This is a genomic window from Spirosoma koreense (assembly GCF_054777875.1).
On record NZ_BAAHAC010000005.1, the window covers coordinates 208,141 to 230,208 of the forward strand.

At 51.7% G+C, this 22,068-nt stretch carries 20 protein-coding genes; 7 read left to right on the plus strand and 13 right to left on the minus strand.

The features are described from left to right. Positions 1-115 precede the first annotated feature (115 nt). Complete coding sequence (locus ACYVC2_RS06665; protein ID WP_461101525.1) at positions 116-886, minus strand: type 1 glutamine amidotransferase domain-containing protein; 771 nt, start codon at positions 884-886, stop codon at positions 116-118. A gap of 126 nt (positions 887-1,012) precedes the next feature. On the opposite strand from ACYVC2_RS06665, the gene ACYVC2_RS06670 reads away from it, so the two are divergent. Continuing rightward, positions 1,013-1,363: a winged helix-turn-helix transcriptional regulator gene (locus ACYVC2_RS06670; RefSeq protein ID WP_461101526.1), complete on the plus strand. Its 351-nt coding sequence runs from the start codon at positions 1,013-1,015 to the stop codon at positions 1,361-1,363. A gap of 460 nt (positions 1,364-1,823) precedes the next feature. Here ACYVC2_RS06670 and ACYVC2_RS06675 read toward each other — a convergent pair whose 3' ends face one another. From ACYVC2_RS06675 to ACYVC2_RS06700, 6 genes are all read right to left on the minus strand, one after another. Then, the gene (locus ACYVC2_RS06675; protein ID WP_461101527.1) at positions 1,824-2,579 is read right to left on the minus strand and encodes a hypothetical protein; all 756 of its coding nucleotides are present in this window, start codon (positions 2,577-2,579) and stop codon (positions 1,824-1,826) included. Positions 2,580-2,740: 161 nt separating this feature from the next. Beyond that, positions 2,741-4,693: a 1,4-alpha-glucan branching protein GlgB gene (glgB, locus tag ACYVC2_RS06680; RefSeq protein ID WP_461101528.1), complete on the minus strand. Its 1,953-nt coding sequence runs from the start codon at positions 4,691-4,693 to the stop codon at positions 2,741-2,743. A 340-nt stretch (positions 4,694-5,033) separates the two neighbouring features. Then, entirely contained in the window at positions 5,034-6,692 is a 1,659-nt protein-coding gene (locus ACYVC2_RS06685) for a putative maltokinase (protein WP_461101529.1), read from the minus strand. A 151-nt stretch (positions 6,693-6,843) separates the two neighbouring features. Next, a complete protein-coding gene (locus ACYVC2_RS06690) occupies positions 6,844-7,089 on the minus strand; it encodes a hypothetical protein (protein WP_461101530.1) in 246 nt (81 codons plus the stop codon). A gap of 21 nt (positions 7,090-7,110) precedes the next feature. Then, on the minus strand, positions 7,111-8,604 hold the full coding sequence (locus tag ACYVC2_RS06695; RefSeq protein WP_461101531.1) for a S8 family peptidase: 1,494 nt from the start codon (positions 8,602-8,604) through the stop codon (positions 7,111-7,113). Between the two features lie 204 nt (positions 8,605-8,808). Further along, the gene (locus ACYVC2_RS06700; RefSeq protein ID WP_461101532.1) at positions 8,809-9,207 is read right to left on the minus strand and encodes a T9SS type A sorting domain-containing protein; all 399 of its coding nucleotides are present in this window, start codon (positions 9,205-9,207) and stop codon (positions 8,809-8,811) included. A gap of 283 nt (positions 9,208-9,490) precedes the next feature. Here ACYVC2_RS06700 and pgeF point away from each other — a divergent pair, with 283 nt between their 5' ends. Together pgeF and ACYVC2_RS06710 are read left to right on the plus strand one after the other, a co-directional pair. Beyond that, positions 9,491-10,264, plus strand: coding sequence for a peptidoglycan editing factor PgeF (pgeF, locus tag ACYVC2_RS06705; RefSeq protein WP_461101533.1), 774 nt, complete (start codon positions 9,491-9,493; stop codon positions 10,262-10,264). Between the two features lie 68 nt (positions 10,265-10,332). Beyond that, complete coding sequence (locus ACYVC2_RS06710) at positions 10,333-10,575, plus strand: GlsB/YeaQ/YmgE family stress response membrane protein (protein WP_461101534.1); 243 nt, start codon at positions 10,333-10,335, stop codon at positions 10,573-10,575. 41 nt (positions 10,576-10,616) lie between these two features. Here ACYVC2_RS06710 and ACYVC2_RS06715 read toward each other — a convergent pair whose 3' ends face one another. Next, the gene (locus tag ACYVC2_RS06715) at positions 10,617-11,786 is read right to left on the minus strand and encodes an acyl-CoA dehydrogenase family protein (RefSeq protein ID WP_461101535.1); all 1,170 of its coding nucleotides are present in this window, start codon (positions 11,784-11,786) and stop codon (positions 10,617-10,619) included. Positions 11,787-12,133: 347 nt separating this feature from the next. On the opposite strand from ACYVC2_RS06715, the gene ACYVC2_RS06720 reads away from it, so the two are divergent. Beyond that, positions 12,134-13,468 (plus strand): UDP-glucose dehydrogenase family protein, encoded by a 1,335-nt coding sequence (locus tag ACYVC2_RS06720; RefSeq protein WP_461101536.1) that lies wholly within the window; start codon positions 12,134-12,136, stop codon positions 13,466-13,468. Positions 13,469-13,583: 115 nt separating this feature from the next. Next, positions 13,584-14,564: a UDP-glucuronic acid decarboxylase family protein gene (locus ACYVC2_RS06725; RefSeq protein WP_461101537.1), complete on the plus strand. Its 981-nt coding sequence runs from the start codon at positions 13,584-13,586 to the stop codon at positions 14,562-14,564. Between the two features lie 232 nt (positions 14,565-14,796). On the opposite strand, the gene nspC is transcribed toward ACYVC2_RS06725, so the two are convergent. The 4 genes from nspC to ACYVC2_RS06745 form a co-directional block, all read right to left on the minus strand. Then, positions 14,797-15,954 (minus strand): carboxynorspermidine decarboxylase, encoded by a 1,158-nt coding sequence (gene nspC, locus ACYVC2_RS06730; protein ID WP_461101538.1) that lies wholly within the window; start codon positions 15,952-15,954, stop codon positions 14,797-14,799. Positions 15,955-15,968: 14 nt separating this feature from the next. After that, positions 15,969-16,802, minus strand: coding sequence for an energy transducer TonB (locus ACYVC2_RS06735; RefSeq protein WP_461101539.1), 834 nt, complete (start codon positions 16,800-16,802; stop codon positions 15,969-15,971). A gap of 51 nt (positions 16,803-16,853) precedes the next feature. Further along, positions 16,854-17,639 carry a hypothetical protein gene (locus tag ACYVC2_RS06740; RefSeq protein WP_461101540.1) on the minus strand — a complete coding sequence of 262 codons (786 nt, stop codon included), beginning with the start codon at positions 17,637-17,639 and terminating at the stop codon, positions 16,854-16,856. An 89-nt stretch (positions 17,640-17,728) separates the two neighbouring features. Beyond that, positions 17,729-18,943, minus strand: coding sequence for a saccharopine dehydrogenase family protein (locus tag ACYVC2_RS06745; protein ID WP_461101541.1), 1,215 nt, complete (start codon positions 18,941-18,943; stop codon positions 17,729-17,731). Between the two features lie 194 nt (positions 18,944-19,137). Between ACYVC2_RS06745 and ACYVC2_RS06750 the strand changes: the two genes are divergently transcribed. Further along, positions 19,138-19,578 carry a WapI family immunity protein gene (locus ACYVC2_RS06750; protein WP_461101542.1) on the plus strand — a complete coding sequence of 147 codons (441 nt, stop codon included), beginning with the start codon at positions 19,138-19,140 and terminating at the stop codon, positions 19,576-19,578. A gap of 393 nt (positions 19,579-19,971) precedes the next feature. Next, positions 19,972-20,592, plus strand: coding sequence for a TetR/AcrR family transcriptional regulator (locus ACYVC2_RS06755; protein WP_461102302.1), 621 nt, complete (start codon positions 19,972-19,974; stop codon positions 20,590-20,592). A gap of 149 nt (positions 20,593-20,741) precedes the next feature. On the opposite strand, the gene ACYVC2_RS06760 is transcribed toward ACYVC2_RS06755, so the two are convergent. Continuing rightward, positions 20,742-22,037, minus strand: coding sequence for an aminopeptidase P N-terminal domain-containing protein (locus ACYVC2_RS06760; RefSeq protein ID WP_461101543.1), 1,296 nt, complete (start codon positions 22,035-22,037; stop codon positions 20,742-20,744). Between the last annotated feature and the right edge of the window lie 31 nt (positions 22,038-22,068).

Consider the following 22,068-nt stretch of genomic DNA (forward strand, 5'->3'; position numbering starts at 1 on the left):
AGCTCCCGATGTAGTCGGCAGCGTTATATCCGACGTTCGCTCAGTACGGTAGTAACGCACGTCTTGCAAATGGCCTAAGTCTTAAGCGATGAGGCATTCTCTGGGACAGCTTCGTTTATTCGCCCAGCGCTTCAATGATCGCCCTGGCGGTTTCGGCACCGCTGAAGTTCTGTTGACCCGTAATCAGGTTACCGTCCCGGATGGCGAAACCGCGCCATAGCCCCGCCTGCACAAAGTTGGCACCGAGCTTTTTCAGTTCGTCTTCGATGCGCCAGGGCATTACGTGCTTATCGCGGGAGAGCATTCCATAGTCCCAGACAGCGTTATCGGCGAAATCTTCTTCGGAATTGGCGAAGCCAGTTACAGTCTTGCCTTTCACTAAATATTCACCGTTCGAGAGCCGGGCATAGCGGAGTATGGCGGTACCGTGGCACAGAGCCGAGGTTACTTTACCCGACTCGTAAAATTCCACAAACTTCTGTTGCAGATCGGTGGAGTTCCCGAAAGTGAACATCGGGGCTTGTCCGCCTGATACTACCAGCGCGTCGAAATCTTCAACATTCAGTTCCGAAACGGGCCTGGTATTGTCAATTAGCGAATGCAGGGACTTGGTGTGGATAAAACCCTGACTAATGAGGTCGGTGGAGGAATAGCCACTGCTGTCATTGGGGTCGCTCATCGCATCGGGCTCACATTGGCCTCCGTTCGGGCTAAATAGGTCAACCGTATAGCCCCGTTCGGTAAATTCGTAGTAGGGATGGGTTAGTTCGCTCCACCAGAACCCAACGGGCCAGCCGGTTGTGGTCGAAATGGCGGGGTTGGCAATAACGATGGCGACGCGCTTGGGACGTCGGGTATTGACGAGGTTGTAATTTTTTAAGCTCATAGTCTCCGATTTGGTTTTTTTGACCTGAGCAAAGCTAAAAAGATGTATGTATCTTTGTAAATATATGTACACCGAAGTGTGATACTATCGAAAAGGAGAGTAATTGCAAATCAATCACTTATATGTATGCCTGATTTTTTGCACGAAGGGAAGCTATACTATAATCCTGTTGAGTTTGCCATGGCCCACATCGGCGGCACCTGGAAAATGCCCATTCTCTGGCGGCTGAACAAGCAGATTATGCGTTACAGTGAGCTGAAAAAATACCTGCCTCACATCAGCCATAAAATGTTGACGACTCAGCTAAGAGAACTGGAACAGCACGGATTTATTTCCCGGAAGGTATATCCCGTAGTGCCTCCGCATGTTGAGTACAGCATTACTGAAAAAGGCCGCCGGGTCATTCCGGTTATTGAGACCATCCGACAGTTCGGGCGCGAGCTGATGAAGGAACGAGGAATCCGGGAAGGAGAATAGTCGCTCCGACAAGCTGCCCAGTCTTAAGTACACGCATCGACTGACAAAAGTGGATTGAGTCTGTCAAATACAGAAGTAGTTGCAAAACGAAGCCCCATCTAAGACAATTCTACACAAAAGGGAATGGAAATATTTTCACAATAGAAGATAAACAGGTTTGGGATTCTACAGAAGATGGTAGGAATGGTTATCTGAAGTAATTAAACGCTCAGGAAAGCAAGCCGAGTGTAGCCCTAAAAAAGGCTCATAGAAAAGGGAAAGGCCGCATGTCCAGTAAAACCTGGAATGCCTAGAAAAGAGCTAGCTACTGCAGTTTGTAATGAACTGATGCAGACGGTTCCTCTACATTTTCAGTATTGTTTGTAGATTTTCATCATCTGCTGGATTTGACAGAATCATCATTGGTAAGTGACCTGTAGAGACAGACTGGTCCGGGAATCTGCTCTCAGGCATCGGTCACTTATTGAAAGACCGGAAGAGTCAGGGCCAGATAAGGCAGGCCGACCCGATGTCGAAAACGGTTGTTGTCGGCAACGATATCCCGATTCTTGACTGTCGTTTCGGTGGTGAGCCATTGATAACCCAGTTTGATGCCCAGGCGCTGACCAATTAGAATACGGGCGTAAACTTCCGTCGAAAGCGTGCCCAGATCGTTGTCGCCCAGCAGGCGCGCGCTTAGGTAGCTCGGGTGCGATGCCTGAAATGTATTAGGTCCCCGGAAATACGTCTGTATGGAGTCGGCCATAAACATGCCCGTCGACGAGGTATAACGACCCGTGCGCGACCGCCCCAGAGTCAGCCCCAGAAGATCGGCGCTTGCACCAAGCTCAACCTTGCCCAGGTGCACCTGGGCGCGAACGCCGAACGTCAGCGATGTCATGGTGACATAGTCATACCGGACGGTATCTATATTGCCATTGATCAGGGGAGCCCCTAGCGCACCAAAGCCGGTTTTGCCACGCGTCAACCGGGCCGGAGCGGTATAATAATTCAGATTGTCGCCATAAAAAGCCCCTAAACGGGCTGTCCAGCCAAGCGAGAAAATTTTTTGCTTTCCTACATTGATCAACTGATAGTAAGCCAGAGAAGGATTGTAGTGGCCAGTGGTATAAGCCATGCCTATATCGAGGCCGCTCTTTAGACGGGCCGCTACCGGTGACTGGGCAAAACTAGAAACGGTTAGTAAACTCAATAAGGCACCAAAAACTTGCTTCATGTAACATATTCAACGGTTCGCGTGGACAAAGATAAGCGCCCGACGCATACGACAATCCGGCCATATCCAACTAATTGACATAGGAAGACTTCATCAATGACAATTGAAAAAATCGGTTTCCTACTGACAATACGTTACATACGGCCGGAGTGTGAATTGGTTTAGCTCATTTTTAGAACAGCAGCACCCAGGGGCGGTACATTCAGCTCAAGGGAGCTAGGACGACCATGCCACGTTTCCTCTGTGCTCGCGATGGGGTTGGGGTTTGTAATGCCACTCCCATAAAATTCGGTCGAATCGCTGTTGAAAACTTCCTGATAGGTACCGGCCGACGGTACGCCAATACGGTAATTATGGCGTGGTATCGGCGTCATGTTCAGTACGATCAGGAGGGTGTCGGCTGGGTTGTCTCCTTTACGGATGTACGTCAGAATCGTATTTTCCCGGTCGGTCGTATCGACCCATTCGAAGCCATCGGATGTGAAGTTGCGCTCGTACAAAGCGGGTTCGCTGCGGTAAAGCTTATTCAGGGCTTTTACGCAGGCCAGCATGCCTTTGTGTGGTTCGAACTCCAGCAGGTGCCAGTCTAAGCTGGCGTCGAATTTCCACTCCGACGTCTGGGCGAACTCGCAACCCATGAACAGCAATTTCGTGCCCGAATGGGTAAACATGTAAGAAAACAACAGTCGTAGGTTAGCAAACCGTTGCCACTCATCCCCCGCCATTTTACCGATCAGGGAATGTTTGCCGTAGACGACCTCATCGTGTGAGAGCGGCAGCATGAAATTTTCGGTGAAGGCGTAGATCGTGCTGAAGGTCAGCTCGTCCTGGTGGAACTTGCGGAAGGCAGGGTCCCGCTCAAAATAACGGAGCGAATCGTGCATCCAGCCCATCATCCACTTCATCCCAAAGCCCAGTCCGCCCGTATACACTGGTCTGGATACGCCGGGAAAGGCTGTCGACTCTTCGGCAATCGTCTGCGTATCGGGAAACGCTTTGTAAACGGCTTCGTTGATTTCTTTCAGCAGCGAAATAGACTCCAGATTTTCGCGTCCACCAAAAATATTGGGCTCCCATTCGCCGGCATTGCGCGAATAATCGAGATACAGCATAGATGCTACGGCGTCTACCCGCAGCCCGTCGGCATGAAAACGGTCGAGCCAGAACAACGCGTTACTGATCAGGAACGAGCGCACCTCCGGCCGGCTGTAGTTGAAAATATAGCTTTTCCAGTCTGGATGGTAGCCTTTGCGTGGATCGGGGTGTTCGTAGAGGTGCGAACCGTCGAATTCATATAGCCCGTGGGCGTCTCCCGGAAAATGCGAGGGTACCCAGTCCAGTAGTACACCCACTCCGGCCTGGTGCAGTCGCTCGATGAGTTTGATAAACTCCTGCGGATTTCCGAACTGGCTGCTGGGCGCGTAATAACCCGTAATCTGATACCCCCACGAAGGCGCATACGGATACTGCATGACCGGCATAAACTCTACGTGTGTAAAGCCCATGTCCTGCACGTAAGGCACCAGTGCATCGGCTATTTCGCCGTAGCTTAGTTCGCGGTCCGGGTTGTTTGGGTCGCGTCGCCAGGAAGCCAGGTGAACCTCATAAACCGAGAACGGAGCGTTGAGGGCATTTTTGGTATGCCGGTTTGCCATCCATTCCTGATCCTGCCATTCGTAATAAGTATCCCAAACCATTGAGGCTGTTTTGGGTGGAACTTCCCACCAGTGGGCGTATGGATCTCCTTTTTCCAGCTCGCGGCCACTCTCGTGGACAATGAAATATTTATAGGCTTCTCCCGAACTGACATCCGGGATAAAGATTTCCCAGATCCCCGACGCATCCCAGCGCACATTCATTGAATGGCTGCCTTTGTTCCAGCCGTTGAATGCACCGATGACGGCTACATAACGGGCCGATGGAGCCCAGACGGCAAAATAAGTGCCCCGGACCCCGTTAACCGTAACCACGTGTGAACCAAACTTCTCGTAGAGCCGCTGGTGCTTTCCGGCCCGGAAGAGGTAGACATCGAAATCGGTAAAGCGGGAATAAGGCCCGCTATCCTGCAGTTGGGTTTCGGGTTGGATTGCTTCTGGAGTTACTTGATCAGGCATAGAGTTCTGTGTCGATGGTTCGGTGTCAACCGAAGTGGCTTTGCGTTTTGCCATAGGTTTTGGAACAGATAGAGATACGTAGTGAACGCGATCAGGGCCGGAAAGTTAGAAAAAAACTTAGCCTTCCCACAGCTTCATTATTTATGAGCCGATGCTGTGGGAAAACTAAGTTTTTTTCTGAACCGCAACCGCGACCCGACACAGAAATCACGGAAGCTAGTTGCCGGATTCCCGCTTAGCGGTGTTTGGGCCGGGTCGCGGTTGCGGCAAAAAAGAACTCATCGCTTATTGCAGACCAATGAAGCCAGTTCATAAACTGTTGAGAACGGCGAAAATACGGCTAAACGATGCCCGTATGCAACATGGGTACCGCCGGCGCGACTTCCCCGTCGCTCAGGCGGATTTTCTCGATTTCGCGCACGACGTCGATAATGCCTTTGAGGGGAATCTTGACCCAGGAAGGCCGGTAGCTGATTTCATACCCTAGTTCATAAACGGCCTTTTCGAGCAAATAGATCAGGAGTAAAAAATTGATTTCCGTATTGTTTTTAAACAGAGGGTGGGGCGTTCCGAATACGTTCAGATACGCATCCAGAAACGTGTCGCGGATCAAATAAAACCAGCGATCCGATACCCGCTGTAAATATTCCGGCTGAATACCTTCGGTTTCGGCTGAGTTGAAAATCTTAGCCGAAACAGCGTAATGGTAAGACCGGATCATGCCAGCTACGTCTTTCAACGGCGAGTGTTTGATTTTGCGGTCGGCAATACTACTCTCCGGCTCACCTTCAAAATCGATGATCACAAAATCGTGTTCGGTAGCCAGCACCTGACCGAGGTGATAATCGCCGTGAATGCGGATGCGTAGCGAGTCGAGCGGACGGGTGCGGAAGTCGTCGATGAAGGCATCGATCATTTCTTTAGCTTCCATAAACACCCAGGCCAACCGCTGAGCGTGCGGATCGAGTTTGGTGTAGTTATCGATCAGCAGGGCGTACCGGCGTTCGAGCAAATCTTCGAAGCGTTTGATCAGAAATTCCCGATACTCGCTGGTAAACGACTCAGGAACGAATTCCGGGCTTGTGGGAGAGCCCGGCCGGTCGGGGCGGTAAAGAGCGCAGTGCAATTCACCCGTCCGGCGACCGAGCAGCTCTACTTTTTCGAACACATCTTCCCGAATGGCAAACATGCGTTGCGGGACGGCATACAGAAAATCATTCAGGTAATCGCCGGTTTGCACCCACGAATCTTTGTCGTTGGCCACCATCCGCTGAACCATTCCCAGAGTGACATCCGGCGTTTCGGGCCGTTGCCAGACGATGCTACCGCCAAAGGCCGGAATGTGGTCGAAAGCGCTCTGGTCGGTCAGAAACGCCACCATATCGACTTCCGGATTGGTCTGCTGGAAGAGCTTGCGATAAAGCTTCAGAAAGTACTTATCGCCGAAGGCCATGGCCGAATTGCTCGAATCGACCGGCAGAACCCGCGAGCTGATGTGTTCGTCGCCTTCGTCCAGCCCTTTTCCCCGAAAAAAGGCCAACTGACCGTCGGTCTGTGGCAAAGCCTGATGCGCATAGATATGCGTAAACAAAGCATCACGGAAGCGCTCGTCGTAGATCGCATCGATCAGCATGCCCGACTGATTCGCCAGCATAGCCTCGCCAATGCGGCCTTTATCGGGTACGTCGGCCAGCGGATGAGGATGAGCCTGGGCAACGGAATCGATAATGAAAGAAAGCGGCAACAGGTAGTTCTCAGGCGCCCCTTCGGCGTAAGTCGCCTGCAGAATCAGCAGATAAGCCACCTCGCCATCGGCCAGCGGAATAGTATGTGTCGTCTGTATGGAAAAGCCTGTCTGGTGACGGGCCTTTCCGGCAAACCAACGGCAGGTGTTGACATAAGCGGGCAACAGCGTTTGGGCCATGGAATGCCACAGGGCCGGTTCCTGACCAGCACGGGACCAGGGTGTGGACGCGCTGAACGATTGGGTTGTGATCATACGGTAGAGGTAGAGAGGAAGGTTAGGACCGAGAGTCGAAAATTGATTGACTATATAACAAAAAGCAAGTGTCGATGTTGGACCATTTTTTTATAGGCCCTGCTGCAACAGCCCACCAGAACGCTGAAATGGGCTGTTGCAGTAGTTGTTGTTAGGAATCGGGCGGCTTTCGGACCGTTTGCCGGGTCGATGGAATCGGGTAGCTTCCTTCTTTGGCCACGGTCCAGTCGGAAAGTTTATTGCCCAGATCGGCGACAGCGTCTTCGTCGTCAGCTTCTATCAGCAACGCTTTTCGGCTACTGTCGACCACACGAGTTTGTGCCCGAATCAGCCGCAGATCGTTGTCTGGCATGGGCAAATTGCCTTTGAATGTAAGGATATAGCGATTCTGTGCCATACTATTTTCGGTCGAAAATGCTCAGGCTATCGGCTGGTCCAACAACATCCCGATACCTTCGAAAGTTGGTCCGAACCCCATCGGTTTGGCCTTCGTCGCCAGAAATCGCACGATCGCTTCGGAACGGGTCGTTGCGCGGGGCATTGCCAGAATAGCGGGTTGTGTCGATAGGAGCCGGGCGGCTTCACCGGTAGCCATCGGGCAGGCCATCGACGTACCACTCATCGGCGCATAGCCATCCGGTACCGACGAAATAATGCCTACCCCCGGCGTAATGAAATCGACCTCCGGGCCGATATTCGAAAAAGCCGCGACGAAATTCTTCTTGTCGGTACCATAGGGAGCCGCCGTATTGGGCGCGTCTGTCGTATTGGCCGGAAAGGTGCCTTTTCGGCCCATGGCCCCCACCGCCAGCGATAGGGAAAACGAAGCGGGAAAGCTGACCGGTTGCCGCCCGTCGTTTCCGGTGGCCACAAAACAAACCGTTCCGTGATCGTGGGCGAAGGTGATGGCATCCTGCGTCGCATCATCGGCGGGGCCGCCCCCCAGGCTCATGTTGATCAGGTCACAGCCATCGGCCACGGCTTGTTCGATTGCTTTGATGATTGCAAAATTAGAAGCGCCCTCGCTACTTTTCCCGAATACGCGGTATACATGCAGTTCGGACATCGGCGCCACCCCCCGAACGCCGGTGGGTGGCGTTCCATGTGCAGCAATGATACCCGAAACATGCGTGCCATGCTCATCGACATCGGCAAAATCGGTTGACTCTTCACCCGTAACAGTGCAGGCACCCCCCGCAATGGTCAGGTCAGGGTGGGGGCCAGCACCCGTATCGATAACGCCAACTTTCACCCCCTGTCCCGCTGGTGTGCTATCGGGCGGATAAAAAAAGGTTTTCGCATCCAGATAATCCAGCTTCACAGGCTGAATCAAAAACACATCGTTGTTTTTAAGGGTCAGCTTCTGCTTCCAGAAACTCCAGTATCCAGCTTTGGGGTAGATGTACAACTGCTCGACTGTTCGGTTTCCGATATTCCTGAAAGTAGCCGCGCCCTGTGCGTTCGTAGTGGTCTGCTCGCCCTGCCGTTGTTTGAAGTTGGTAAAAGCGACTACCGTAGCGCCCACCACCGGTTTGTTGGTAGCGGCATCTTTCATGAGTATTTTAATGCTCGCCTGCGCCTGACTCGCTGCGGCCTTAAGCGTCACACGGATTTTTTCACGCCAGCGCTGCGGATAATAAAAAACCTCGGGTACGATCCGTACGCCGGGTAGTTGCGCCCGCAAATCGGCCAGGGCGGTGTCGGGCAGGCGGATAAGCTTGGCGCCGGTTTGCCCCGTCGAATCGAGTACCACCGCCTGGCTGGTCAGGTCGCTGTTCAGGACGGCGTTTAGTTGGGCGTCGACGGTCAGATTCGAAAAGACTTCCCGCGTTTCGGCGCTGTATTGTTCGTCCGAAAGCCGAATCCCCGATTTGGGTAACAGGATGTAATTCTGATAAGTCGGTTTAGCCATGATGGAGCCGGGTAAGTAGATGAATACCAATTGAATTACTTACGCTACTAACAATTTCCGGACTAATTCAGTCATGAAAAGCGCATTAAAAGAGTAAGATTGGCGCAGAAAGTTTGCTGGCCCGATCCACACAAAAAACTTCACCGGATCGATCCGGTGAAGTTCGGGTAAGTACGCTTCTGGGCAAGAATGAGGAGATGAAAATTATTTCAGCGATACCAGCCGGCTGGGTGCGACTGGCTGGTGTGTGGCGAGGGTAATGTTCTGCGTTGTTGTCTCGACACCATTTGAAATTTCAATATGATATACCCCGTCTTCCAACTCGCTCAGATTCAGCCGGGTTCGGTATGTCTGGTCGTTCTTGCCCAGGTGTTTGCTGTACAGCACTTTTCCGCCGGCATCTTTCAGGACAATATCGACGGGCCCGCCTTTTTCTTTGTCAAGAGCAATCTGCAATTTTCCGGTAGTTGTCGAATAGATACCGGTTTTGTAGGTGGCTACCGATGTAGAACGTCCCCCCGGATTGGGTTCGGCAAACGAAGCAGCGGTAGTAATAAAGCCCAGCGAAAGGGCGATGGCGAGTGATTTGATGAGCGCTTTCATGATCTGTATGTTTATGTTCGGTTTATGAATGTTGTCGGATGATTGCCGATTGGTGAAACAAAGATATAGGCCTTAGATAGTACTATGCATTGCAAACTACTGGAGCGGTCGACTGGCTGGATGAGTGGTCAAGAAGCCTCGTAATTAAGGCCACACCTGTAGGATTGATAGGCGCTAAATTGCAACTTTGCCTAACTATGCACTGTTCAATTCAGTTCGTTTGTTTGTCAAACCCTGATCCGGTTTCGGAAGGATCCGTAAATCCCTGTAATCAAGCCATCACATGTCTATCATAACCCTCTCTGCACGGGCCTCTTATCGTACTCCGGCCGTTTTTGCCAATATAAACAGCCTGCTTGCTGCCGAAAGCACCCGGCATGGGGGGATTAGTCCGGCTCCGTTCGAATCGCTTAATCTGGGAATCAATACCGACGATGAGCAGACCAACGTCGATGAAAACCGCCGGCGATTTTTCACCGCTCTTGGCGCTGATCCATCCGCCCCGTTTGCATCATCGCATCAGGTGCATGGTACGGAGGTACTGTATACCACCAATTCGGGCCGTTTTGAAGGCTACGATGCTCTTATCACCGATCAGCCTGGGTTACTCATTGGTGTAACCGTTGCCGACTGTGTTCCTGTGCTGGTATACGACGCGGCCAACCAGGCGGTAGCGGCCATTCATGCGGGCTGGCGAGGAACCGTAGGCGGAATTGTCGGGAAAACCCTCGCGGAGATGCAGCAGCGATTTGGTACATCGCCCCAGAGTTGTTACGCGTATGTGGGAACCTGCATCGATGCCTGTTCCTTTGAAGTAGGACCAGAAGTGGCCGAATTGTTTGCACAGGCTTTCAAACGAACCGATTCGGATACCGATACGTGTTATGTGGACTTGCAGGCTGCCAACAAGCAGTTTCTGACTGATTTTGGGATTCCGGATAAGCAGATCAGTGTATCTCCTTTTTCGACTGTGTTGAACAATGACGATTATTTTTCGTACCGCGCTGAAGACGGAAACACGGGCCGTATGCTGGCCGTTATTGGCGTGAAAGCGTAAACAAAATTGCCTGACAGCAGTTTATATTGCAGTTTTCACAACTTTAATTCACTCAACGCTTAATCATCATGGGAATCCTGGTATCCATTCTAGTAGGTGCGGTCGCCGGCTGGCTGGCCGATCTCGTTTTTAAACGGTTTTCATTTTCGCTATTTGCCGAAATTCTGCTGGGTATCGCCGGTGGATTCGTTGGCGGCTGGATTTTTGGCCGCGCCGGTGGTATGGTCGATCAAATTCTGACCTCGTTTGTTGGGGCCGTCATTATTCTGGGTATTGCCGCCCTGATCAAGGGACGTAGCCGTACAGTATAACTATCAGAACCGATCCGGCGGGCCGCCGGATCGGTTCTGATTTATTTAAGTATCTGTCGCGAAATCACCAGCTTCTGAATTTCGCTGGTTCCTTCTCCAATCGTACACAGTTTGGCATCCCGGTAGAATTTTTCGACCGGGAAATCTTTTATATAGCCATAGCCACCAAATATCTGCACGGCTTCATTGGCAACCCGAACGGCCGTTTCGGACGCAAAGAGCTTGGCCATCGCTGATTCTTTGGTTACTGTCTTTCCTTCATCTTTCAGGCTGGCAGCCTGATACGTCAGTAACTTAGCCGCTTCGATGTCGGTAGCCATATCGGCCAGTTTGAAGCTGATACCCTGAAAATTAGCAATAGGTTGGCCAAACTGCTCCCGTTCCTTCGCATAGGCTAAAGCGGCATCGTAGGCACCGTAGGCAATTCCCAGGCTCAGCGCAGCAATCGAAATCCGACCGCCGTCGAGCACTCGCAACGACTGGATAAATCCGTCACCGACCGTACCCAACCGCTGGCTGTCGGGAATACGACAGTCCTGAAACAACATTTCGGCGGTTTCGGAGGCTCGCATACCTAACTTATCCTCTTTACGGCCTCCGGAAAAGCCAGGGGTACCCCGTTCGACCACAAAAGCTGTTGCGTTGTGTTGCGTGTTGGCTTCGCCCGTTCGGGCAATTACCACCGCTACATTGCCGCTTCGCCCGTGGGTAATGAAATTTTTCGCCCCATTCAGCACCCAGTCGTCGCCATCGCGTACGGCGGTGGTCCGCATATTGCCCGCGTCCGAGCCTGTGTTCGGCTCGGTCAACCCCCACGCGCCCAGCCATTCTCCCGTTGCCAGACGGGGCAGATACAACTGCTTCTGCGTTTCGGTGCCGAACAGGAGAATATGATTTGTACAAAGCGAGTTGTGCGCAGCTACGGATAAACCAATGGCACCGTCCACACGGGATAATTCAACCAGAGCAGCCACGTATTCTTCGTAGCCAAGTCCCGCTCCGCCGTATTCTACAGGCACCAGCATACCCATCAGGCCTTGTTCACCCAGCTGACCGAAAAGATCGAGCGGCAGATGCTGCTCCTCATCCCAACGACGAATGTTTGGGCGAATAAAACGTTCGCTTAGGTCGTGCACCGACTGAACGATCAGCTGCGTGAGCGCTGATCGGCCGGATGTGCTTACTTGGTTTTCTCCAATTTCAGTATTCATAAATCCAGTTTGTTGAGTGGACCGTCAAACTCTTGACGCCTGTGGCTATTTCAGTCACTTAGTTACCTATATTAAACGTAAAACGGTTGATAAAGTCGTGAAAGTTGAGGCCCTGAAACTGAAAATCCTAGGTCGAAGGTTCAGGGAAGTTACTATTAAATTATTTAAGTAATTATATTGTTTATTTATTCATATTAATATAACATTTTATACTTTTAAACCGATCAATCACTATTCGCGTCTCAACCATAGGAGGTTATTAAAAAACTCCTATTTTTGCGTGAACCGGCTATCACACCGGTTCGACCTAAATAGCTATACATCACAATCTATTTACCCGTTAACGTATGAAATTAGCAGTTGTTGGAACCGGATATGTGGGTCTTGTCACTGGTACGTGCTTTGCTGAAACCGGCAACCAGGTTACGTGCGTAGACATTGACATACGAAAAGTAGAAAAATTAAATAACGGCATCGTTCCCATTTATGAACCAGGGCTTGAAACCCTGTTTCACCGGAACGTCGAAGAAGGCCGGTTATCATTTACGACAGACCTGGAAGAAGGTATCAAAGGCGCCGAGGTAATTTTTCTGGCGTTGCCCACCCCGCCGGGTGAAGATGGGTCGGCGGATCTGAAGTACATCCTGAAAGTAGCCAGCGATCTCGGGCCGATTCTGAACCAGTACGCCGTTATCGTTGACAAAAGTACCGTACCGGTTGGAACCGCCGAGAAAGTCCACGCGCACATTGCCGACAATGCCAAGGTCGATTTCGACGTGGTGTCGAACCCCGAATTTTTGCGCGAAGGAGTCGCCGTTGAAGATTTTATGAAGCCTGATCGGGTGGTGATCGGTACCAAATCCGAGCGCGCCAAGTCGGTTATGAATAAACTGTATGCGCCCCTGGTTCGGCAGGGTAATCCCGTCATCTTTATGGATGAGCGCTCGGCCGAGATGACCAAATATGCCGCTAATGCATTTCTGGCTACCAAAATTACGTTCATGAACGAAATTGCTAACCTGTGCGAGCGGGCGGGTGCGAACGTAGACGATATCCGTCGGGGCATCGGTACGGATAGCCGGATCGGTAAGCGGTTCCTCTTTGCCGGTATCGGCTATGGCGGAAGCTGCTTCCCGAAAGATGTGCAGGCGCTGGCCAAAACCGCACAGGATTTCGACTACGACTTTAAAGTGCTGAAATCGGTGATGGACGTCAACTACAAGCAGAAAACCCGGTTGATGCCGATGATTCTGCAGCACTTTGGTGGCAGCCTGAAAGGAAGAACCATCGCGGTCTGGGGCTTGGCTTTCAAACCGTATACCGATGATATCCGCGAGGCCCCCGCGCTCGACAACATCCGGGCGCTGGTTGAAGCGGGCGCTAAGGTTACCGTGTATGACCCCGAAGCGATGGATAACGTACGGGAGCAGATTGGTAACATGGTTACGTACGCCCACACGCAGTATGCCGCTCTGGACGATGCCGACGCGCTGGTGATCATTACCGAATGGCCACTGTTCCGGACGCCCGATTTCGACAAAATGAATCTGTTGCTGAAAGGGAAAGTGATTTTCGATGGTCGTAACGTATATGAGATGGACCAGATGCGGGAAATGAACTATACGTACTACAGCATTGGCCGCGAAGCGATTCTGGCCCCTGTCGAACAAACCGTTAAATAATGATCAAGGCACGGTGATGAATGGATAATGGTTAATGAATAATGGATAATGAACCTCAGAACGCATTATTCATTATTTATTAACCATTATCCATTTATCTTTTACATTCAAGAAAATGAAGCGAGTTCTTATTACCGGCGGAGCCGGATTTCTGGGGTCGCACCTCTGCGATCGATTTATCAGGGAAGGCTATCATGTGATAGCGATGGATAATCTGATTACGGGCGACATCCGTAATATCGAGCACCTGTTCAAACTGCCCAATTTCGAATTTTATCACCACGACGTTTCCAAGTTCATCCACGTACCAGGCGAACTAGATTACATCCTGCATTTTGCTTCGCCGGCCAGCCCCATCGATTATCTGAAGATACCCATCCAGACCCTAAAAGTGGGCTCGCTGGGTATCCATAACTGCCTGGGCCTGGCGCGGGTAAAAGGCGCTCGGGTGCTCATTGCCTCGACCTCTGAAGTATATGGCGACCCGACGGTTCACCCCCAAAATGAAGAGTACTGGGGGAACGTAAACCCGGTCGGCCCGCGTGGTGTCTACGACGAAGCCAAGCGTTTTCAGGAAGCCATGACGATGGCTTACCATACCTACCACGGTCTGGAAACGCGCATTGTCCGGATTTTTAATACCTACGGGCCACGAATGCGGCTGAACGACGGGCGTGTATTGCCCGCTTTCATCGGGCAGGCGCTTCGGGGCGAAGACCTGACCGTTTTCGGTGATGGCAGCCAAACCCGTTCGTTCTGTTATGTCGATGATCTGGTAGACGGTATTTACCGGCTGCTATTGAGCGATTACGCCTACCCGGTCAACATCGGCAACCCCTCGGAAATCACCATCAAGGAATTCGGCGAAGAAATTATCAAGCTCACCGGTACCAGCCAGAAGCTGATCTTCAAAGACCTGCCTAAAGACGATCCGAAGCAGCGCCAACCCGACATTACCAAGGCAAAAGCAATTCTGGGCTGGGAGCCTAAAGTGTCGCGGGCCGAGGGATTGCGGGTGACGTACGAATACTTCAAGAGCCTGCCCGAGGAAGAGCTTTACCGGGCAGCTTATCACCGCGAGTTCGTGAAGCAGTAATCGGCTCGACCGTATTGTGATTCCTGAAAAATTGTATAATTTTACTTTCGTAACTGCCTTGCGCAGTAACCTTTAGCTGTCTATAAAAAACCTGCGGGCCGTGATGCATGCAGGTTTTTTTGTATTTGTGGTGACGACATCTCTGGGGTCTCCTGTTCGTCAGCACTAAAATCTTCAGTCGATAAAACCATCCGGATATGAGACGCGAAGGATCGCGTCTCTACAGAAATAATCAGCTCAAGCGGTCTTTGAAGCTTTCGTACCCGTAGGTTCTCACCAACTGAAACGAATTGTCTTCTTTCCAGATGCCGATAGCCGGTAGGTTCACCCCGTTAAACGTCGTCGTTTTCACCATGGTGTAGTGAATCATATCGTCGAAAACGAGTTTATCGCCGATCTGGAGCGGTTTGTCGAACGAATAATCGCCGATAAAATCACCGGCGAGGCAGGTCATGCCGCCCAATCGATAGGTGGGTTTGTCGGCAACCGGCTCGTGGTACGAATCCAGGATGCGGGGTTTGTAGGGCATTTCGAGCGTGTCGGGCATGTGAGCGGCAAAGGACGTATCGAGAATCGCTACCTGAATTCCCTGACTATCGAGCACATCCAGTACGGTCGACGCCAGAACCCCCGTTTGCCAGGCGATGGCAGAGCCGGGTTCCAGGATGACATCGACATTGTATTTTTGCCGGAAAGCGGTCAGCAAGCCAACCATATGATCGGTATCGTAGCCGATGCGCGTCATCAGATGACCACCCCCGAAATTAACCCATTTGGCTTGGTGGAGCAGGTCGCCAAAGCGGCTTTCGAGCGCTTCCAGGGTCCGTTCGAGCGTGAAGGAGTCGTTCTCACAAAGCGTATGAAAATGAATGCCTTCCAGCCCTTCCGGCAGTTGGTCGGGCAATTGATCGCGCGTGGCACCCAGTCGCGAACCCGGTACGCAGGGATTGTACATATCTGTGGCCACTTCGGAATATTGCGGATTCACACGAATGCCGCAGGAAACAGTGTTGCCCGCAACCCGGTCTTTAAAACGTTCCCACTGTGTCCAGGAGTTGAAGGTCAGGTGGCTGCTGCACTCGACAATTTCGTCGAACTCATCGTCGCGGTAGGCCGGAATGTACGTATGCGCCTGCACGCCCATGTAGTCGTTGACCAGTTTGATTTCGTTGAGGGAACTGGCTGTGGCCCCGCTTAGGTACTCGCGCACCAGCGGAAAAGCGCTATACATTGAAAAGCCTTTGAGCGCCAAAATGATGGTAACACCAGCGGCCTTCTGTACCGAATCGATTAATTCGAGGTTTCGGCGCAGTTTCGCTTCTTCCAGAATAAAGCAGGGCGACGGAATGGACGAACCTTTGGTCAGTTGTTGCAGCAGAGTCGTATTCATGCCGCAAAGGTACATCACTCCAGCGTAAAGGCGATTGGGATATTGAACTTCACCCGAACGGCGCGACCCGATTGCTTGCCCGGACGCCAGCGGGGCATCTTCTGCATCACCCGGACGGCCTCTTCGTCGCAACCAAACCCGATGCCTTTCAGCACCTGTATATCCGTCAGGCTCCCATCGGCATTGACGATAAAGCTAACGTACACCCGGCCCGAGACACCCGCCGAAGCGGCTGCTCTTGGGTATTTCAGGTTGTTGCTCAGAAAAGTCCGCAGGGCTTCTACACCCCCCGGGTATTCAGGCTGCTGCTCGACGCTGACGAATGGTTCGTCGGGTTTTTGGGTCACTTCGACGGCTTTTTCCTGAATCGTGGGAGCGGTGGCGGCTTCGGGAGCCAGGATGACCTCTTCTTCACCAGTTCCCTGGGCCGTTTCAGTCCCTGACGTGGCGTCCTTCAGTTCATCGGTAGTTGGGGGCAGGGTTTCTTCAATAACCTCAGCTTCGGGCAGAACTTCCAGCGGCAGATTCCGGACCGTATTGACAGCCGGTGCCTGCTCGACCGGCGGTATGGGAACCGGCTGTTCCGTTGGGGGCTCAACGATCTTTTCGAGTTTCACCTCCTTCATCGATAAATTCGAATCAAGGGCATGGGTGGGCCAGAAGCGGGCGTAGAGCGTAGGAGCAACCAGCGCACCCACAAATAGACCGGTGCCTAACACCAGCGCGCGGGTAAGCGTGGGGCGATACTGTCGGCGTAGCATAAAAGCGCCGTAAGCGAGATTGCGGTCCTGAAAAATAATGTCGTCGTAGGTCAGGACGACCGGTTCGGAGTGTAAAGAGCTGGGCATAGAGGTATGTTTTCCCTTGGATGGGGATGCATACCGAATTCCACAAATCGCTCAGAAACTATCGTATTTTTTTACCAGTTTGATCGCGTCGGCTTCGTCCTTGAAACTCAGGTTTTCCTGTTTGGCAAACGCTTTTAGTTCGTCTTTGTGATCAGCGAGGGCTTCGACGAGCGCTTTGTCCGACAATTTGACTTTCACCAGCGTCTGGTCGGGTTTGAGCAGGTAATACGACGTTACGGGCTTGTATTCGTCGTATCGGGCCCCGTTTGCATAAGGATTTTTGTAATCGGCCTTGATCAACGTCTTCGTGATCCGCTTCAGCAGGGCCGTCTTATCCTGGTACAAAACCAGGAAATAGCCTTCCTTCAGCGCTGCATCGTCGGTTTTGACCGTCGGGTAGCGTCGGAATACAAAGAACTGCCCGTCTTTATTCTGAAATTGAAATGATTTCACCTGACTGGCATTCACGATAATCGAGTCGTTGCCCATCCGGGGCCGGAGTAAAATCAACTGCTGGCGGTACGCATCGAATTTGATTGGCACATCTTTGTAATGCTGACCTGTGGTTATTTCAATCTGCCCTTTGTTCCACTCCGGTAAAAAGTACGGACTGCCGCGCAAACCTTCGTACCGCTGATCGATGGTATTGATCATGGTGTAGGGGCCTGCCCCTACGATCTGGCTGGTCGACTGGTAGGTTTCGTAGCCACTACGGCCGGCATTCGGATCGGAAGTCTGCTCACGGGCGGGTTTGCGGGTTGTGGCCGAATCGGGTTTTTGGGCATACGCACCCACAAACAGAAAGGAGAATAAGGCGGCTACGAATAGTATTTTCATGCGGACACGGTCTGGCTGGGGAGTCAGCGAAGTAACGAAAAAATCCCGCCATGTCAAGTAGCGGGATTTTGATTTTATTGCGATTCCGATCAGGCCGGATACTCGTGTGGCAGCGGAATATCGATGCGCTCATTGACAGGTAGACCCTGTTTGTTCATCTGCTCGATAAAAGGATCGGGGTCCAGCTCTTCGCAGTTCCAGACGCCCGGTTTCATCCAGATCCCTTTCAGCATCAACATGGCCCCGATCATGGCGGGCACCCCGGTAGTATAACTGACGGCCTGCCCCCGGACTTCGCGGTATGTTTCGGCGTGGTCGCAGTTATTCCAGATGAAATACGTACGCTCCGCACCGTCTTTCACGCCTTTGATCTGACAACCGATACTTGTCTGACCCGTATAGTTTTCGCCGAGTGTCTCGGGAGCGGGCAACACGGCTTTCAGAAATTCAAGGGGTATAATATCCATGCCCTGGAATTTAATGGGATCGATGCGGGTCATGCCCACGTTCTGGAGTACTTCCAGATGGGTTAAATAAGCCTGCCCAAAGGTCATCCAGAACCGTGCCCGCTTCAATGTCGGAAAGTTCTTCACCAGCGATTCAAGCTCTTCGTGGTATAGCACGTACGATTCGCGCGGTCCGATACCAGGGTATTCGATCGGTTTGTGGATACTCATGGCCGGAATCTCGACCCATTCGCCATTTTCCCAATAGCGGCCCGGCTGGGTAATCTCCCGAATGTTGATTTCCGGGTTGAAATTCGTAGCAAACGCTTTACCGTGGTTGCCGGCGTTGCAGTCGACGATGTCCAGGTAATCCATCCGATCGAAATAGTGCTTGTTGGCGTAGGCCGTAAAGACCTGCGTGGCACCCGGATCGAAGCCGCAGCCCAGCAGCGCCATCAGTCCCGCCTGCTCAAAGCGCTCCTTGTAGGCCCATTGCCAGCTGTATTCGAATTTGGCCACATCTTTCGGCTCGTAGTTGGCCGTGTCCATGTAATGCACACCCGCTTCGAGGCAGGCATCCATGATGGGCAGGTCCTGGTAAGGTAGGGCTACGTTGATCACCAGTGCCGGCTGAAACGCCCGGATGAGGGCTACCGTTTCGGCAACAACATCGGCATCGACCTGCGCCGTCTGAATCGTGACGCCGTGCATTTCCTGAATTTCGGCCGCAATGCGATCGCACTTGGCTTTGGTACGACTGGCGAGCAGGATGGTCGTAAACACATCGCTGTTCAGCGCGCATTTGTGGGCGACAACACTGCCAACACCCCCGGCTCCGATAATGAGCACGTTTGCCATTTATCTGAATTTAATCGGTTAACTAATTTTTTTCGGTCGCAAAGATAAGGAAAGTCAATCAGCAGGCGGGCAAAGTTAATAACCGGAGCCGCGTGGTCAGATCAGGAAATGATGAACTTTGTCACTGGTTTTTTAACAATCGATTATTATATTTGTTAAGTAGGTTATACACTCGCCTATACGTAATCCCTGTTATGAAACTTATCTCTTCTTCTGAATCACTTGACTCATTCGAACTGGCCATTGTAGGATACAGCAAGTCGGCCTCGACCTGGCGCGACCGAAATCGGCTGCAATGTCGGTTTTCGACCTTCTGGCGGCAAAAAGCAGACACGCAGTCGGCACCGTTGCAAACCTGGGAAGTGAAGCGTCTGCTGAGTGGCCTGCGTTCGTTGTGGGCCAAAGCAACGAACCACGTAGCGCTGACATTTTCGGAACCCGGCCTAAGCATGGAAGCTAAAGCCCTGCCCGACGGCAAATACCGCTTACAGATTCAACTGGATCATTCGCTGACCCCCGCCTGGCATACCTACCCTGACTTTCCGATGGAGATGGATATTCTGCTGAACCGGACTCAGTTGCAGGAGGCCATTCAGACCCTGTCGGGCGAGGTGGAAACGTACCCTGAACGGTAGATTGATATAAAAACACAAGCTGGCCTTTCATAGTCCAGAGAATTTGACCGGTCAAATTCTCTGGACTATGAAAGGCCAAATCATTTATCTGTAGGTCAGCGACTTACTCAGGAATAGCGGCTTATAAACCCTTTGTACATACTTTGATGTGTTTATTGATTCGACCGGCGATTGCGATTGTTAACAGTCAAAGAATCGCTCGCTCATTTTTTCATTTTTTTTTATATATTATTCCCAGCCTTGTTTGATATCATCATCTGTTATTACCATATTTGTATCTACAGTAATCAGATAGGCGACTTGTATGGCTAGCCTGCGGTAAAAAAAGTTACTGATTCCTCTTAAACAAAAACAACCAACAGCATGAAAGTTGTCAAGCGTAGAAATCGCCAGATGACCATGGAACGCATTTTGCGGGCTATGGGCGACGTAATGGCCGAACGCGGTACTGAAAAAGCGGGCATCAACGCCGTTGCCGAACGCGCCGGCGTCAATAAAGTGCTGATTTATCGCTATTTCGGTGGGTGGAATGGCCTGCTGGAAGCGTACGTACAACGCGGCTTCTTCCTGTCGATGTTCAGCGAAAAATTCCTGGATTCAGTACCCAATACCCTACCCGCCGAAAATCGGAGTAAGGTTTGGTCGGAATATACCATCCAGTTTATGCGTGAGTTTCGCACCCGCAAGCCATCGCAGGAACTGATCCGTTGGGAAATGTCGCATGGCGAAACCGAGCTGGCTCGTCGGCTAGCCGATTTTCGGGATCAGTCGTATAAAAACCTGGTTGGTAAACTCGCTCCTTTTTCTGACTTCGACCCGATTGCCATTACCAGCCTGATGGTCGCTGCGGTAACCAATATTGTTCTAACGAGTGGCCAGCGTGATCACATCGGCGATATCGACCTCCGCTCGGATGCGGGCTGGGAACGCCTGGAAACCGCCATTCGCCGGATTTATTCCAGCCTCAACATTGCCCTCGAACGCGAACAAGCCAAGAAAACTGAAACCGTTTAGAGGTAAATGAATAATGGATAATGTAGAATGAATAATGGCGCTAATGGTCACTATTCATTATCCATTATCCATTATCCATTATCCATTATCCATTATCCATTATCCATTATCCATTATCCATTATCCATTATCCATTATCCATTATTCATTTACCGATTCATCAGATCTTCAATTTCGTCGGCGTCGAGGGGGATATTCGCCATCAGGTCGATGTTGCCCGTTTCTGTAATCACGACGTTGTTTTCGAGTCGAATACCGAGTTTTTCTTCGCGGATATAAATACCCGGCTCGACCGTAAAGACCATGCCTGGCTCCATTTTCCGGTATTTATTCCCCACGTCGTGCACATCGAGCCCTAAAAAGTGCGACGTACCGTGCATGAAATATTTCTTGTAAAGTGGAGCGTCGGGATTCTGCCGTTCAACCTCAGCCCGGTCCAGTAACCCCAAACCAATCAGCTCGGACTCCATTACTTTTCCCACTTCCCGGTGGTATTCATCCCACAAATTTCCGGGTCGCAACATCTGTTTGGCTTCGTTCAGGACTCGTAGCACTGCATCGTAGACCGCCCGCTGACGAGCCGTAAACCGTCCGTTTACCGGCACCGAGCGCGTCATGTCGGCATTGTAGTTGGCATATTCAGCCCCGATGTCCAGCAGAATCACATCGCCATCCTGGCATTGCTGGCTGTTATCGATGTAGTGCAGCACGCACGCATTAGCACCCGAAGCAATGATAGGGCTGTAGGCGGCCCCACGCGAACGATTCTTGAGGTATTCGTGCATCATTTCCGCTTCGATTTCGTATTCCCAGACGCCGGGTTTGATGAAACCCAGCAGCCGCCGAAACATCTTGTCGGTGATATCGATAGCTGTTTGGATAAGCGGTATTTCCAGGGGCTGCTTGATGGCCCGGAGCGAATGCATGAGCGGAGCCAGTCGTTCGAGGTGATGCAGTGGGTATTTCTGTTTGAACTCAAGAATGTAGCGCGCATCCTGCGTTTGTACCTCTACGCCCGCGCGGGTATGCTCGTTGGTGTTCAGGTACACGTGGTCGGCTTCGAAGATCATCTGCACGAAGATCTGCTCGAACTGATGCGTCCAGTAAATCTGCTTCTGAGGAATACCGGTGGTCTGCTCAGCTTCGGCCTTGGTTAGCTTATGACCTTCCCAGATTTCGATGAGCTCGCTGGTCTCGCGCAAAAACAACACTTCGCGAAATTTAGGGTCGGGGTGCTCCGGAAACAACACCAGCCGGGTTTCTTCCTGATCGACGCCGGTCAGGTAGAACAGGTCGTTGTTTTGCCGGAATGGCATGGTACCGTCGGCATTGGTCGGCAAAACATCGTTGGCGTTCAGAACCACCAGCGATTTGGGTTTTAGCAACGACGTGAGCCGCTGGCGATTTTGAACGAAAAGCTGATTGTCAATCGGGAAATAACGCATACAGCAGGCCGATGAGGCAAGGTTTCTGATT